The 15,800-nt window shown below is 65.7% G+C and carries 9 protein-coding genes; 5 read left to right on the top strand and 4 right to left on the bottom strand.

All coding sequences use genetic code 11. The features are described from left to right. The first annotated feature begins 182 nt into the window (after window positions 1–182). From recC to recD, 3 genes are read left to right on the top strand one after another with little or no spacing between them, the layout of a single operon-like run. Complete coding sequence (recC, locus tag L5014_RS04265; RefSeq protein WP_238462324.1) at window positions 183–3,785, top strand: exodeoxyribonuclease V subunit gamma; 3,603 nt, start codon at window positions 183–185, stop codon at window positions 3,783–3,785. After that, the gene (gene recB, locus L5014_RS04260) at window positions 3,782–7,645 is read left to right on the top strand and encodes an exodeoxyribonuclease V subunit beta (RefSeq protein WP_238462323.1); all 3,864 of its coding nucleotides are present in this window, start codon (window positions 3,782–3,784) and stop codon (window positions 7,643–7,645) included. Before recC ends, recB begins: the two co-directional genes overlap by 4 nt. Continuing rightward, the gene (gene recD / locus L5014_RS04255) at window positions 7,642–9,942 is read left to right on the top strand and encodes an exodeoxyribonuclease V subunit alpha (RefSeq protein ID WP_238462322.1); all 2,301 of its coding nucleotides are present in this window, start codon (window positions 7,642–7,644) and stop codon (window positions 9,940–9,942) included. The genes recB and recD overlap by 4 nt, the downstream gene beginning before the upstream one ends. A gap of 122 nt (window positions 9,943–10,064) precedes the next feature. Here the strand turns inward: recD and L5014_RS04250 are convergent, their stop codons facing one another. From L5014_RS04250 to L5014_RS04235, 4 genes are all read right to left on the bottom strand, one after another. Then, window positions 10,065–10,490: an organic hydroperoxide resistance protein gene (locus tag L5014_RS04250; protein WP_238462321.1), complete on the bottom strand. Its 426-nt coding sequence runs from the start codon at window positions 10,488–10,490 to the stop codon at window positions 10,065–10,067. Window positions 10,491–10,643: 153 nt separating this feature from the next. Continuing rightward, window positions 10,644–11,210 (bottom strand): TetR/AcrR family transcriptional regulator, encoded by a 567-nt coding sequence (locus L5014_RS04245; protein ID WP_238462320.1) that lies wholly within the window; start codon window positions 11,208–11,210, stop codon window positions 10,644–10,646. Between the two features lie 160 nt (window positions 11,211–11,370). Next, complete coding sequence (locus L5014_RS04240) at window positions 11,371–12,006, bottom strand: LysE family translocator (RefSeq protein WP_238462319.1); 636 nt, start codon at window positions 12,004–12,006, stop codon at window positions 11,371–11,373. Window positions 12,007–12,229: 223 nt separating this feature from the next. Next, window positions 12,230–12,964 carry a CerR family C-terminal domain-containing protein gene (locus tag L5014_RS04235; protein ID WP_238462318.1) on the bottom strand — a complete coding sequence of 245 codons (735 nt, stop codon included), beginning with the start codon at window positions 12,962–12,964 and terminating at the stop codon, window positions 12,230–12,232. A 111-nt stretch (window positions 12,965–13,075) separates the two neighbouring features. Between L5014_RS04235 and L5014_RS04230 the strand changes: the two genes are divergently transcribed. Further along, window positions 13,076–14,212 (top strand): HlyD family secretion protein, encoded by a 1,137-nt coding sequence (locus L5014_RS04230; protein ID WP_238462317.1) that lies wholly within the window; start codon window positions 13,076–13,078, stop codon window positions 14,210–14,212. Continuing rightward, entirely contained in the window at window positions 14,205–15,800 is a 1,596-nt protein-coding gene (locus tag L5014_RS04225; protein WP_238462316.1) for an MDR family MFS transporter, read from the top strand. Before L5014_RS04230 ends, L5014_RS04225 begins: the two co-directional genes overlap by 8 nt.

Raw genomic sequence — 15,800 nt, 5'->3', positions numbered from 1 at the left:
CTGGGGTTACGCGCCGGTTTCGTATCGGAAAGCGCACGCGGTGCATCAGTTTCCTATCGGCAACAGACACCACCAGGCGACATGGCCGCATTCCTCACGCATCGTCCGCGCTCACCGCGCTCCGCAATCGCTCATGGCGACCACTGTGCTCATGCCGTCCGTGTGCCGCACGGAGGCCGCGTTTGAGCGCGCGCGAATTGCCCGCGGGGCTGATGCTCGTCCACGGCAACGAACCCGAGCGCCTGCGCGACCTGATTGTCCAATGGATCAACCAGCACCCCATTGCACCGCTCGAAAAGGAAATGTTGCTCGTGCAGAGCAACGGCATCGCGCAATGGCTCAAGCTCGCATTCGCCGCCGACCCCGAGGACGGCGGCTGCGGCATTGCAGCCGCGCTCGAAATGTCGCTGCCGTCGCGCTTCCTTTGGGCGGTCTACCGTGCCGTGCTGGGCGAGGACGCGGTGCCGCCCGTTTCGCCGTTCGACAAGTCGCGCCTCGTCTGGCGTCTCATGCGCATGTTGCCCGCGTTGCTCGATACGCCCGGCTACGAGCCACTCAAGCGCTTCATGGCGAACGACGAGGAGCAGCGCAAGTGCTTCCAGCTTGCACAGCGCGTGGCCGATCTGTTCGACCAATACCAGGTCTATCGCGCCGACTGGCTCGCCGCATGGGCCGCGCACGACGACGTGGTGATCGACGCGCGCAACAACCGCGTGCCGCTCGCCGACGACGCCCGCTGGCAGGCCGCGCTCTGGCGGGCGCTGCTTGCCGACGTGAGCGCCGGCGCGCCGCAAGGTAGCGCGGCGGCGCTCACGGGCCGCGCCGCCGTGCACGAGCTTTTCATGGCGCGTGCGCAGGCGTGGCAGGAGGGCGATGCGCGCCCGCGCGGGTTGCCGCGCCGCCTCGTCGTGTTCGGCATTTCGAGCCTGCCGCGCCAGTCGCTCGAAGTGCTCGCGGCGCTCGCGCGCTGGAGCCAGGTGCTGCTATGCGTGCACAACCCGTGCATGCATTACTGGGCCGACATCGTCGCCGACCAGGATCTGCTGCGCGCGCGGCACGCGCGCCAGCGCCGCCGTGCGGGCGCGCCCGCCGTGCTCGACGAGTCGCAACTGCATCTGCACGCGCAGCCCTTGCTGGCGGCATGGGGCAAGCAGGGGCGCGACTTCATCGGCTTGCTCGACGAATACGATAGCGATGAGGCGCGCGAGACCTATACGCCGCATTTCACGCGTATTGGTCAGCGCATCGATCTCTTCGACGGTGGCGACGCCGACACGCTGCTTCAGCAATTGCAGGACGACATTCGCGATCTGCGGCCCTTGCCCGAGACGCGCGAGCATTGGCCTGCCGTCGATCCGCAGGTGGACGAGTCGATCCGCTTCCATGTGGCGCACAGCGCCCAGCGCGAGGTGGAGATTCTGTACGACCGGCTGCTTGCGGCGTTCGCGGCGGACCCGGCTTTGCGGCCGCGCGATGTGATCGTCATGGTGCCCGATATCGAGGTCTACACGCCGCACATTCAGGCCGTGTTCGGCCTCGTCGAGAGCGACGACCCGCGCTATATCCCGTTCAGTATCGCGGACCGCGCGCAACGCGCGTTCGATCCGCTGATTGGCGCGCTGGAAATGCTGCTTTCGCTGCCGCACGCCCGCGTGACAGTGAGCGACGTGCTCGACCTGCTCGAAGTGCCTGCCGTGCGCGCGCGCTTTGACATCGACGCCGAGGACGTGCCCACGCTGCGCAACTGGATCGACGGCGCGAACATCCGCTGGGGCCTGCACGGCGGGCAGCGCGCGAGCCTGGGGCTGCCGCAAGGCGAAGAAAATGCCCCGAATAGCTGGGCTTTCGGGCTGCGGCGCATGCTGCTCGGCTACGCGGCGGGCGATCGCTCGGGCACGTGGCGCGGCATCGAGCCATATGCGGAAATCGGCGGGCTCGACGCCGCGTTGCTCGGGCCGCTCACGCGTCTTGTCGATGCGCTCGACCATGCATGGCGCACGCTGCGCGAGCCGGCCAGCGTGGACGTCTGGTGCGAGCGTTTGCGCACGTTGATGACCACATTCTTTGCCGCTGACGAAGGCGAGGATGCCTATACGCTCGAACGCCTCGCGAACGCACTGGACACGTGGCGCGAAGCATGTGGCGAGGCCGCGCTCACGGATGCGCTGCCGCTCGCGATCGTCGCGGAAAACTGGCTCGGGCAGCTCGACGGCGGCGGCCTGGCGCAGCGCTTTTTCGCGGGCGCGGTGACGTTCGCGACGCTCATGCCGATGCGGGCGATTCCGTTTCGCTACGTCTGCCTGCTCGGCATGAACGATGGCGACTACCCGCGCAGCCGCACGCCGCTCGATTTCGACCTCATGCGGCGCGACTATCGGCCAGGCGACCGCTCGCGGCGCGAAGACGACCGCTATCTGTTTCTCGAAGCGCTGCTTTCCGCGCGCGATCATCTGCATATTTCGTGGGTGGGCCGCAGCGTGACCGACAATACGCCGCGTCCGCCTTCGGTGCTCGTGGGCCAGTTGCGCGACCATCTGAAGGACGGCTGGCGGCTCGAGCACGATGAAGACGAAGCGCCTCGCGCCTCGCACACGCTGCTCGATGCGCTGACGATCGAACATCGTCTGCAGCCCTTCAGCCCCGACTATTTTCCCGCCGATCCGCATCACGCGACGCTCTATACCTACGCGCATGAATGGAGCCGTCCCGCGCCGCTGGCCGATGCTGCGCGAGCGGGTGCGCGATTGCCTGCTGCCGAGCGCGACGAGCCGCTTTCCGTGCGCGAACTGGGCGAGTTCCTGCGCGACCCGGTGCGCAGCTTCTTTCGCTTGCGCTTGCGCGTGGGGCTCGAAATGCAGGACGAGGCGAGCGAGAATCACGAGCCCTTCGAAGTGGATGCATTGCAGGCGTGGCAGTTGCAGGGCGAATTGATCCGCGCGCAGATGACGGCGATGGAGCGCGGCGACGCCGACCTCGATACGGTGGCGCGCGCACGGCTCGATCGCATGCACCGTAGCGGCGATCTGGCGGCGGGGGGCTTTGGCGAAGTCATCGGCGAAGAACTGCTCGCGCCGATGCAGGACCTGTTCGGCGCATATCGCAAGGCGCTCGCGCGCTGGCCCACGCTGCTCGCACGCCAATACGAAATTCGCCTCGATGCGCAGTTCGATGGCCGCGCACTGGCGATTGAGGACTGGATCGACGACGTGCGCGAAGGCGAGGGCGGCGCGCTGGGGCGCGTGATTCTCGATGCCGGCACGCTTGTTAAGGACAACAAATATCGGGGCGAGCGTCTCGTCGCGTATTGGGTCGCGCATATCGCCGCGCAACTCGCGGCGGGCGCGGTGACGACGGTGATCGTGAGCAAGGTGGGCGTGGCGGAATTCGCACCCGTCGCGCCCGAGGTCGCGCGCACGTGGCTGCTCGCGCTGCTCTCGGCCTGTGACGAAGGCGGGCGCAGGCCGTTGCCGCTTGCGGTGAAGACCGCCTTCGCATGGCTGCGCAAGCTGCCCGCCGATTTCGATCGTGCCAGCGCAACGGTGCCGGCCGAGGCGTGGGACGCCGCACGCACGGTGTATGAGGGCGCCGCGCGCATGCCCGGCGAGCGCGATACCAATCCCTATCTGCGCAGGGCGTTTCCCGATTTCGATGCGCTCGTGGAGAGCGATGAATTTGTTGCGCTAGCAACGTCATTGCTGCTGCCGGTGCAGCGCGCGCCGCTTGCGTCTTCGAAGCCCGAACGTGCTGCCTCGAACGTTGCCGATACCGCTGGAGAAACTGCATGACCTCGCGCATGACCCCGCCGGACGACATGATCGCCGACGTGCTGGAGCCGTTGCGCTTCCCGCTTTACGGCAGCCGCCTGATCGAAGCGAGCGCAGGCACCGGCAAGACGTTCACGATTGCGATGCTGTATGTGCGGCTCGTGCTTGGCCATGGCGGGCAGGGTGAACATGGCGGCGGGCATGACGAAGCCGTTGTTGCGCATGAAGGCATGCGCCCGCTGACGCCACCAGAGATTCTCGTGGTGACCTTCACGGACGCCGCCACGAAAGAGCTGCGCGAGCGCATTCGCGCGCGCCTGATCGAAGCGTCCGAGTATTTCCGCGCACAGCCCGACGATATTGCGCTGCGCTCGCCCGGCACCGATCTGCTGCACGACCTGCGGGAAGAGTACGCGCCCGAACAGTGGCCCGCTTGTGCGCGACGCCTGCAACTCGCCGCCGAGTGGATGGACGAGGCCGCCGTTTCGACGATCCACGGCTGGTGCAACCGCATGCTCAGCGAGCACGCGTTCGATAGCGACAGCCTCTTTTCGCAGACGCTGGAGACCGACCAGACCGAATTGCGCGCCGAGGTCGTGCGTGACTATTGGCGCACCTTCATGGCGCCGCTCGATGCGCAAAGCGCGGGAGAAGTGCGCGCCTGGTTCACCAGCCCCGATGACTTGCATGGCGCGATTCGCGGCTTGCTCGCGCACGCGGATCTGCTGCCCGAGGCGCCGGCACCCGAGGCGGCCTTGCTCGACGCCCGCTGTCGGGCGCAGGAAGCCCTCGAAGTGCTCAAGACGCCGTGGTGTGCCGGCATCGACGAAGCCCAGGCGCTGATCGCCGCGGCGCGCGAAAAGAAACAATTCGACGCGAAGAAGCTGAACACGCGGAACTGCGACAACTGGTTCGCGAAGTTGCGCGAATGGGCGAACGATCCGCTGAGCACGCATCCCGGCTTCAAGGACGATGCCGCGGTCTGGACGCGCCTCACGCCAGCCGGGCTCGCTGAAATCTGGAAGGACGGCGCGCCGCCGGCCCACGCCTGCTTCACCGCGATGGAGACATTGCGTGAGGCGCTCGCCGCGCGTCCCGAGGCGAAGCTGCCCATTCTGTGCCATGCGGCCCGTTGGGTTGCGCAGCGTTTCGAGCAGGAAGAGGCCCGCCGCTCGCAAATGGGCTTCGACGACTTGCTCACGCGTTTGCTAGCCGCGTTGAAGAAGCCGAACGGTCCGCGTCTTGCCGAGATCATCCGCAAGCAGTATCCGGTTGCGCTGATCGACGAGTTCCAGGACACCGATCCGGTCCAGTATCAGATCTTCGATTCCGTCTACGACATCGAAGCGAATCGCAGCGAGACGGCCATCGTTTTGATCGGCGATCCTAAGCAAGCGATTTATGCGTTTCGGGGCGCCGATATCTATACCTACCTGCGCGCGCGGCGTGCCTGCGCGGGGCGTCTCTATACGCTGAAGAAAAATTTCCGCTCCACGCGTGCGATGGTCGACGCGGTAAACCGTTGCTTCGAGGCAGCGGAGTCGCGTCCGGAAGGCAGCGGTGCGTTTTTGTTTCGCGGCGCGCAAGGCGAGACGAACGCATTGCCGTTCGTTGCCGCCGATGCGCATGGCCGTGCCGACGAACTGATCGCGGGCGACAGTGCGCTCGCGGCGCTCAATGTATGGTGGTTGCCCGCCGCGGAAGACGGCAAACCGTTGAGCAAGTCCGCGTATTTCGCGAGCATGGCTGCAAGCTGCGCGAGCGAAATGGTCCGCCTGCTCAATCTGGGTCAGACCCAGGCGGCGGGCTTCGAAGGCGAGCACGGATTGAAGCCCGTGCGGCCCTCGGACATGGCCGTGCTCGTAAACAATCGCGACGAGGCGCGTGCGATTCGCGAAGCGCTCGCGCAGCGTGGCGTGCGCAGCGTCTATCTGTCCGATCGCGATTCCGTGTATCAGACGCCGCAGGCCGAGGAGTTGCGCTACTGGCTGGGCGCCTGTGCGGAACCCGACGATGGCCGCCTCGTGCGCAGCGCGCTTGCAACGGCTTCGCTCGGCCTCGAGTGGAGCGAGCTCGATGCGCTCGGCCACGATGAGATCGCATGGGAGGCGCGCGTGCTGCAATTTCGCGGCTATCGCGAGGTGTGGCGCAAGAAGGGCGTGCTGCCGATGTTGCGGCGTTTGCTCAACGACTTCCACGTATCGCAGCGTCTGCTCGGGCAGAGCGCGGCCTCGGGGCTCAACGGCGAACGCGCGCTCACGAATCTGCTGCATCTGGCTGAATTGCTTCAGCAAGCGAGCACGCAGCTCGACGGCGAGCACGCGCTGATCCGCTATCTCGACGAGCAGCGCGAAGACGAAAGCGCTGGCGGCGGAGGCGATGCGCGCCAACTGCGCCTCGAAAGCGACGCGGGGCTCGTGCAGGTCGTGACGATTCACAAGTCGAAGGGCCTTGAATATCCGCTCGTGTTCTTGCCGTTCGCCTGCGCGCATCGTGCCGTGAAGGCCGACGATGTGCCATTCAAATGGCACGACGAAAACGGCGATCTGCATGTCACGCTCGAAGCGGACTCGCGCGTGCTCGAACAGGCCGACCGCGAGCGGCTTGGCGAGGACCTGCGCAAGCTGTATGTCGCGCTCACGCGCGCGCGTTACGCGACATGGATCGGCTATGCGCCCGTGCAAAGCGTGGAGGCGAGCGCGTTCGGCTATCTCGTGGGCGGCGGCGCGGCATTGCCGGCGGACCAGAGTGCGACGCTGCTCGAAACGTTGCGTGGTTCGTGCATGGACATTGCCGTGGCGCCAGCGCCGGAGCCTGGCCATGAAGTATTCGTCTTGCAGGGGCCGGGCGTGGCACGCGGGCGTGCCCGCACGTTCCCGCGCCGTGCGCGCGTGCCCTGGTGGATCGCGAGCTATTCGAGCCTGAAGACGGTGGAGGGCGCACAGGACGCCTACGCCGCGCACGCGGCGGAAGAGGCGCGCACGGCCCCCGATACGCGCGGCGAAGACGTGTTTCTCGAACTGCTGGGTGCCAGCGCGCCCATCGACGAAGACGATGTGCTCGCCATGGCCGAGGCCAACGCGGCCAACGTTATCGCGCCGGCGGATGCGCCGATGCACGGTTTCGAGCGTGGCGCCGATGCGGGCAGCTTCCTGCACGAGTTGATGGAGTGGGTAGCGAATGAGGGTTTTGCGGAGATCGCGCAAGACAAGGACACGGCGCGTTTGCGCGACATGATCGCGCGCCGCTGCAGCGTGCGCGGCTGGGATCGCTGGATCGATACGCTCACGCAGTGGATGCTGGCGTTCATCCAGATGCCATTGCATTTGCCCGCATTCGATGGCGAGGCGGTGCCGCCCGTCAAGCTCTCATCGCTCGACAAGCCTTCCTATATGGCCGAAATGGAGTTCTGGGTCGCGGTGCACAAGGTGGACACGCAGGAGCTCGATGCGCTCGTCACGGGGCTGACGCTCGACGGCGCGGCGCGCCCGCCGCTGGACGCGGCGCGGCTGAACGGCATGCTCAAAGGCTTCATTGACCTCGTGTTTATCCACGAAGGCCGCTATTACGTGGCCGACTACAAGTCGAACTGGCTCGGACCCGACGACGCTTCGTATACGGCGGCAAAGATGCGCTCGCAAATCCTCCATTCGCGCTATGAATTGCAATACGTGCTTTATTTGTTCGCGCTTCACCGCCTGCTCAAGTCGCGCTTGCCCGACTACGACTACGACCGCCACGTGGGCGGCGCGGTCTATATGTTCCTGCGCGGCGGCCACTCGCCGAGCCAGGGTTTGCATTGCGAGCGCCCGCCGCGCGAGCTGATCGAGCAACTCGACGCGTTGTTTTCGCATCACGGCGTGCTGGAGGATGCAGCATGACGAAGCGACGTACCACGGCGGCACGCGGGCCGAAGGACGGCATCGGCGTGACGGGGGATCTGTTCGAGCAGCTCGATGCCGCGCGGGACGAGGCAGCGAATGAGCCTGCGCAGGGCCTGAGCCTGCAGCAACCCGATATTGTTGCGTGTACAACGTCATGCGAATCGTCCACCCAGATGCTCGGCACGCTTGGCCGTTGGGTCGAGCGCGGCTGGCTGCGCACGCTCGACGGCGCCTTTGCCCGCTTTTTGCTGGACGAGGCGCCCGAAGCGCCACCGCTTCTGTTGCTGGCCGCGGCGCTCGCGAGCCATCAATTGGGACGGGGGCACGTGTGTCTCGATCTGCAGGCGACGCTCGACGATCCGGCGTTCGCGCTCTCCTTGCCGCCGGACGGCCCGCAGTTGCCCACCGACGAGCCGCCTTTGCCGCCCGCCGAAGTGCTGGCTGGCGTGACGCTCACGCAGTGGCTGCGCGCGCTCGACGTTCCCGACCTGATCGGGCGCGAGCAAGGCAACACGCCGCTCGTGCTGGTGGGTACGCGCCTCTATCTGCGGCGCTACTGGCAATACGAGCAGGACGTGCGCGCGGGCATCGAGGCGCGGCTCGCGCAGGGCGCACGACTCGAAGTCGATTTGCCGGCGGCGCACGCGCGCGCGGCGCTCGACGCGCTGTTTGCGCCGCGCCTTTCCGATGCGAAAGGCGCGGACTGGCAGAAGCTCGCTTGTGCGCTCGCGGCGCGCAGCGCCTTTAGCATCATCACGGGCGGCCCCGGCACCGGCAAAACGACCACGGTCGTGAAGCTGCTCGCGCTACTGCAGACGCTTGCGCTCGGCCGGGCGGCAGCGGGCGGGCGGCCGCTGCGGATCCGCCTCGCGGCGCCCACGGGCAAGGCGGCGGCGCGCCTGAACGAGTCGATCGCCGGCGCCGTCGCGCGGCTGCCGTTCGACGCGCTCGCGCAGCAAGTGGACGCCGCCGTGCTGCGTAACGCGATCCCCACCGTGGTGTCCACCTTGCACCGTGTGCTGGGCACGCGGCCGGGCAGCCGGCGCTTTCGCCACGATGCGGACAATCCGCTGCCCGTCGACGTGCTCGTGATCGACGAGGCCTCCATGGTCGATCTCGAGATGATGGCGGCCGTGCTCGATGCCTTGCCGCCCACGGCGCGTCTCGTCCTGCTCGGCGACAAGGATCAATTGGCCTCCGTCGAGGCCGGCGCGGTGCTGGGCGAACTCTGCAACCGCGCGCGCGAAGGCCACTACACGGAAGCGTCGCGCACCTGGCTCGAAGCCGCGACGGGCGAGCGGATCGACGCCGCGATGCTCGATGCGCGCGGTACGGCGCTCGATCAGGCCGTGGCCATGCTGCGCGAGAGCCATCGTTTCGCATCGGAAAGCGGGATCGGCGCGCTCGCCGATCTCGTCAATGTGGGCGATGCCACGGGCGTGGCGAAAATCTGGCGACACGGCTACGCGGATCTTGCCCGGCTTATCTGCCCCGCGCAGGACGATGCACCGCTGCGCGCGCTGATCGTCGACGGCGTGGTGAGCGAAGCGCTTGATGAACGTGACGTGCGCGAAGTGCACGGCGGGCACGACGGGCACGACGGGCACGATGTGCCTGAAGGTGCCGCACAGCGGCGCGGCTATCGGCACTATCTGGTCACGATGCGCGCGTTGCGTCCCACGCCGGGGGCGTCGCCCGAGGCGCTGTCCGAATGGGCGGCCGCGGTGTTGAAGGCGCATACCGAGTTCCAGCTACTGTGCGCATTGCGGCGCGGGGCATGGGGCGTGGACGGGCTCAACCGGCGCGTTGCGCGGATTCTGCAGGAAGAGGGGCTGATCGAGCCGCTTGGCGACTGGTATGCAGGCCGGCCGGTGCTCGTCACGCATAACGACTACGAACTTGGCTTGATGAACGGCGATATTGGTATCGCGCTCGATTTGCCGGTGGAGGCGGGCGCTCCTCCGGTGCTGCGCGTGGCATTTCCGGCCGGCGATGGTACGGGTGGCGTGAAATGGGTGTCGCCGAGCCGTCTACAGGGTGTCGAGACGGTATTTGCGCTCACCGTCCACAAGTCCCAGGGCTCGGAGTTCACGCACGCTGCACTCGTGCTGCCCGATACCTACAGTCCGATCCTTACGCGAGAGCTCGTCTATACCGGCATCACGCGGGCAAGCGCGTTTCTCACGCTAGCGCTTCCCGAAGGACGTTCGGTGCTCGACCGCGCGGTTCAGGCGAAGGTCCAGCGTGCGAGTGGCTTGATGGCAGGTCTTGCGCACGACGCTGCGGCTGCATGAGGCCAGCGGCCGGGCGCGAGTTTCATATCCGATAAAGAGAAAACAAGTCGGGCCACGCAGACGAGATAGTCCGCGTAGCCCGGCCGTTCCAATCGGAAATCGAGAAAATAACCGACGCGCCGTTAAACGATCGTCAGCGTGACGTCGATGTTGTTGCGCGTGGCGTTCGAGTACGGGCACACGATATGGGCCTTGTCGACGAGTGCCTGAGCCGCCGCGCGGTCCATGCCGGGCAGGGAGATGCGCAGTTCGACTTCGATGCCGAAACCATTGGGGATCGCGCCGATGCCCACGCGGCCATTGATGGAAACGTCGGCCGGAATGGCGATCTTGTCGCGCGCGGCAACGAACTTCATCGCGCCGATGAAGCAGGCGCTATAACCGGCCGCGAACAGTTGTTCCGGGTTGGCGCCGTCGCCGCCCGCGCCGCCCAGTTCGCGCGGCGTGGTGAGCTTGAAATCGAGGTTGCTTTCGGGCACCACGGCGCGGCCGTCGCGGCCGCCGGTTGCGGTTGCGTCGGCGGTATAGAGCACTTTTTCGATCGACATGACTGACTCTCCAGTGTGAGCTATGCAGCAAGTTGAACTGCGGGTGTGAATCTGGTCAGCAAATTCTATCTATTAAGAGGTAGATAAATGATGCCGTAAAAAGGCGGCAAGCCGCCTTCGTTCAAATCTTTCCGATCGCCTCATCGATTCCTGTCAGGGAACGGCTTTCCACATGGCTTCAACGTCTTCGAGCCGCGCCTTGGTATGAAACAGCCGGCTCGCCAGCACGCTGCCCTGTAACGCCGCGAACAATGTGCGCGCCGCGCTTTCGGGCTTGCCTCGTGCCACCAGTGTGCCTTCCTTGACACCTTGGGCCAGCACTTTCGCTAGCCACGATTCGTTGGCACGGAAGAACGCTTGCACCGCCTCACGCACCGCCTCGGGCAGCGTCCCGATGTCGGCGGCCAGCATGCCGCACAGGCAGATCTGGTTGCCGTCGCCGAGTGTCTTGCCGAACAACCGCGTGTACCTCGCGAGCTTTTCGCTCGCGGGCAGCGCCGGGTCCACCGCCTGCAGGGCGTGCATGACTTCGCCGCTGTACTGATTCACGGCTTCGAGCACGAGGTCGTCTTTCGACGGGAAGTAATAGTGGATGCTCGACGTTTTCACGCCCACGAGTTCCGAAAGGTCGCGATAGCTGAAACCGTTGTAGCCGCGCAGCATCATCAACGTGATGGCGTGGTCTAGCACCTGCTCGCGTACTGTCAACTTCGTTTCCATGGATTGCAATTTATCTACTGGTAGGTAGATTGTCAAGTGCGGAAACGAAAATTAGTTTCCTTTGCTCAACGCCGCGAGCCATGCATCGAGCAAGTGCATCGAGTCGTCGATCCTTCAGGCAGGGGCGGTGCATTGCGCCGCCCCGAGCGCCAGGCGTGTTTCAGAGTCCCCGCCGGCCCGCGCTGAGAATCAGCCGCAATCCGAGCGCCGCGATCGCTCCCGCGGCAATGCGGTCGATCCAGCGCTTCGCGCGCAGGTAGAGGTCGCGCGGGCGCTGGCTCGAAAAGCAGAGCGCGACCACGGTGTACCAGCCGGTTTCGATCGCGAACACGAGCGGCGGCAGCGCGAAATAGCACCAGAGCGGCGGATGCTGCGGGAGCAGTGCCACGAAGATGCTGCCGTAAGCCACCGCCGTCTTTGGGTTGCTCAACTGGGTCGTCAGGCCGGTCCAGAACGACTTGCCCGGACGAGCGCCGTGCACCTCGCTCTTGCTCATCGTCACCGGCTGACCGGCGCCGCACCAGATGCGCGAGGCGATGTAGAGGAGATAAAGGCCGCCCGCGATCTTGAGTCCGGCATAGAGCCACGCGACGGTGGAGAGGAGCGTATAAAGCCCCGCGAGCGCAATGCCCGCAAAGCAGATCGCGCCGATGCCCATGCCGAAAGCCGTGGCGACGCCGTCGCGGCGCGACAGGCCGATCGCGTTGCGCGCGACCATCACGAAACTGGGTCCGGGGCTCATGGCCCCGAGCAGCACGGCGGCGAGAATACTGAGGACGGCGGTGGTGGGTGACATGGCGGGACCGGTTGCGCGAGGAACAAGTTTTCAACACTAGCATGCGCACAGGCAGCCCGCACGGGCCAGTTGGAAGGGCTGGAGCGCAAAAAGTGTGCAAAAGCGCGCGAAGGGGTTATAGCGGAGTTATAGCGGCCCGGAGTTTCCGAAACAGGTCGAAATGCCGGTTTGGTCTCGGATCGGAAACATGTGGAAGAAAGCGCGCGAAAGTTCGTGCCGCTCTTCAGGCGCCACGTGCCTGGCGATCCCGCTTGGCGTCGCGCTCCCGGCTCCAGTGCTCGAGCAGCACCCGCGTTTGCTCGCCAATGTTGGTCTTGAGGAATTCGGCTTTTGCCGCGTCGATATCCTTCCAGTCGAGCATCGTGAGCGTCGAACGGCGCGCGACATAGAAGAGCAGAAACTGCCCATAGAGGCTGAACATGCGCACGATGGTGAGCGGATCGTCGGCGCTCAGGCCGGTAATGCGGGCCAGCAGCGCCGAGTTCACTTCATTCAATGGCATGCGCACGCGCTCACGCAATACCTCGGTGCCGATTTCGGGCTCGCCGCCGCCTTGCTCGCGCGCGAAAAAGAGCCGCTGGTCCGGCTCGCAGTGCTTCACGAACGTGCGGTCGGCCACCGTGCGCTGAATGTCGAGAAACGCTTCGATCAGCACGGCGGTGTCGGCGTCTTGCGCGAGCGCTGCGCGGGCGCGCAGTACGGCGGGCTCGAAGGCTTGCCACGATGCGTCGGCGAGCGATTCGGCGCACGCGCGGTAGAGCCCTTCCTTGTTCTCGAAGTAGTACTGCAACGCAGGCGCGTTGACGCCGGCTCGCGCGGCGATGTCGCGCGTCGAGGCGCCCTCGAAGCCATGCTGTCCGAACAGACTGATGGCGGCTTCGATGATCTTGCGGCGCGTTTCGTCGCCGCGCGCATAGCCGCCCGCCGTTGGGCGGCGCAGTCGTTTCGGTTCGTTCATGAGCATCCGGTTTGCCTCGTGATTTTCGAAAATATATCACTTGACACATTTTTTCCGAATGGAATAATTTTGCCACCTGGAATAATTTCGATCATTTGGAGTTGGGCAAACATGTCTACGACTGCGGGGGCATCCGGGCGCGAAGCGTCGGGCGGTGCCGTTTCGGCTGAAAAGCGCGGCACGAAGCGCATCGTGCTGGCGGGTCTCGGACTCGTGGCGTTCGCCGCCGCGGCGGTATGGGGCGGGCACTGGTGGCTGGTCGGCCGCTTCATCGAGAGTACCGACGACGCTTATCTGAAAGCCGACAGCGTGACGATCGCGCCGAAGGTGAGCGGCTATATCACGGACGTCTACGTGGCCGATAACCAGACGGTCATGGCCGGCGATCCGCTCGTGAAACTCGATGCACGCCAGTATCAGGTCGCGCTCGATCAGGCGAACGCGACTGTCGACGCGCGCAACGCGGACATCCAGCACGCCGAGGCGCAGCTCGTGCAGCAGCATGCCAACATCGCCCAGACGCAGGCGCAGCAGGAAGTGGCTCGCGTGAGCCTGCGCCACGCGCAGGATGAAGTCGCGCGTTATGCGCCGCTCACGGCGACGGGCGCGGAAACCGCCGAACGTCTCGCGGGACTCAAGAGCCAGCGCGATCAGGCCCAGGCCACACTGGCCGCCGACACCGCCGCCGTGGAAGCGGCGCGCTCGCAGATTGCCGCGCTCACCGCCCAGCTCGCGCAGGCGCGCGCGCAACTCGAGGCGGCGCGCGCCAACGCTGCGAAGTCGCAACTCGATCTGGACAACACCGTGGTGAGGAGCGCGCTGCCGGGCCGCGTGGGCGACCGCACGGTGCGGGTGGGCCAGTACGTGCAGCCCGGTACGCGCATGCTGACCGTGGTGCCCGTGCAGAAAACCTACCTCACGGCGAATTTCAAGGAAACGCAAATTGGCCGCATGCGCGTGGGCCAACCCGTCGAGATGCATGTCGACGCGCTGCCGGGCCATACGCTGCACGGCGTGGTGGACAGCTTTTCGCCGGGCACGGGTGCGCAATTCGCGCTGCTGCCGCCCGAGAACGCCACCGGCAACTTCACGAAGATCGTGCAGCGTGTGCCGGTGCGCATCCGCATCGATACCGGTCCCGAAACGCGTGGCGTGCTGCTGCCGGGCATGTCGGTGACCGTGGACGTCGATACGCGTTCCGCTCGCGAGGACGACCGCCGCATCGACGCCGAGAACCATCGTGGGTGAAAACGCCCATGCACAAACGGGTGCCGCGCATGCGCACGGCGAGCGCGCGAGCGTAGCCGACTGGATCGCGGTGGCGGCCGGCGCGCTGGGCGCGCTGATGGCGACGCTCGACATCTCCATCACGAACTCGGCGCTGCCGCAGATTCAAGGCGAGATTGGCGCGACCGGCACCGAGGGCACGTGGATCTCCACGGGCTATCTGATGTCCGAGATTGTGATGATTCCGCTTGCTGCATGGCTCACGCGCGTCTTCGGACTACGAAATTTTCTGCTCGTCAACGCCGCGCTTTTTATCGGCTTTTCGATGATGTGCGGCTGGTCGAACTCGCTGGGTCTGATGATCGCCGGGCGCATCGGCCAAGGCTTCACGGGCGGCGCAATGATTCCCATCGGCCAGACCATCATCCGCACGCGCCTGCCGCTCTCGCAGTTGCCAATCGGCATGACGGTGTTCGGCCTCATCGTGCTGCTCGGTCCGCTGCTCGGTCCGGTCGTGGGCGGATGGCTCGCGGAGAACATCAGCTGGAGCTGGTGCTTCTTTATCAACCTGCCCGTGTGTGTTGCGCTCATCACGCTGCTGATCGTCGGCCTCGAGCCCGATCGTCCGCATTGGGAAGCTTTTTTCAAGGCCGACTGGCTGGGCATCGTCGGGCTGGCCGTTGGCCTGAGCTCGCTTACCGTCGTGCTCGAAGAGGGCCAGCGCGAGCGCTGGTTCGAGTCGAACATGATCGTCACGCTCACGTGGGTGACGATCGCGGGCATGGCGCTCATCGCGCTGTCGCAGTTCACGGCGAAAAAACCGATCCTGCGTCTTTCGCTCATGCGCAATCCGCGTTATGCAAGCGTGATCGTGATTGTGTTCGCGGTGGGGGCGGGGCTCTACGGCATTTCATATTTGTTGCCGCAGTTCCTGAGCCTGGTCGCGGGCTATAACGCGGAGCAGTCGGGCGCGATCATGCTGCTTTCGGGGCTGCCCGCGTTCGCCATGATGCCGGTGCTGCCGCGCCTGCTCGGCCGGGTGGATTTTCGCGTGCTCGTGGTGAGCGGGCTGTTGCTGTTCACGCTAAGTTGCATGCTCGATATTTCGCTCACGGCTCAGAGCGTGGGCCACGATTTCGTCTGGTCGCAACTCGTGCGCGGCACGGCCCAGATGCTGGCGATGATGCCGCTCAATCAGGCTTCGATGGCCGCGGTGGCACGCGAGGATTCCGGCGACGCAGCCGGGCTCTATAACATGGCGCGCAATCTGGGCGGGTCGGTGGGGCTCGCGATCATCGGCACGCTCATCGACCGCCGCGAGACCTTCCACACGGCGGTGCTGCGCGAGTCGATCAGCGCCAACTCGCTGATCGGGCAGGAGCGCGTGGCGGCGGGCGCGGCAGGCTGGTTCTCGCAAACGGGCGACATGGCTTACTCGCAGATGCGCTCGCTTGGTCAGATTGCCATGCAGATCCAGCAGCAAGCGCTGGTTATCACGTTCTCCGAAACATTCTGGGTGCTCGGCATCGCGCTGGCGGCATGCGTGCCGCTTGCACTCCTGCTCAAGAAACCGCAGCCCGGCGTGAATACGCCGTCCGCCGGCCACTGA

The sequence above is a fragment of the Paraburkholderia tagetis genome (assembly GCF_022213065.1).
Taxonomy (GTDB): Bacteria; Pseudomonadota; Gammaproteobacteria; order Burkholderiales; family Burkholderiaceae; genus Paraburkholderia; species Paraburkholderia tagetis.
Note: the sequence above shows the minus strand (reverse complement) of the source record. Positions and strands in the feature narration are given on the sequence as shown.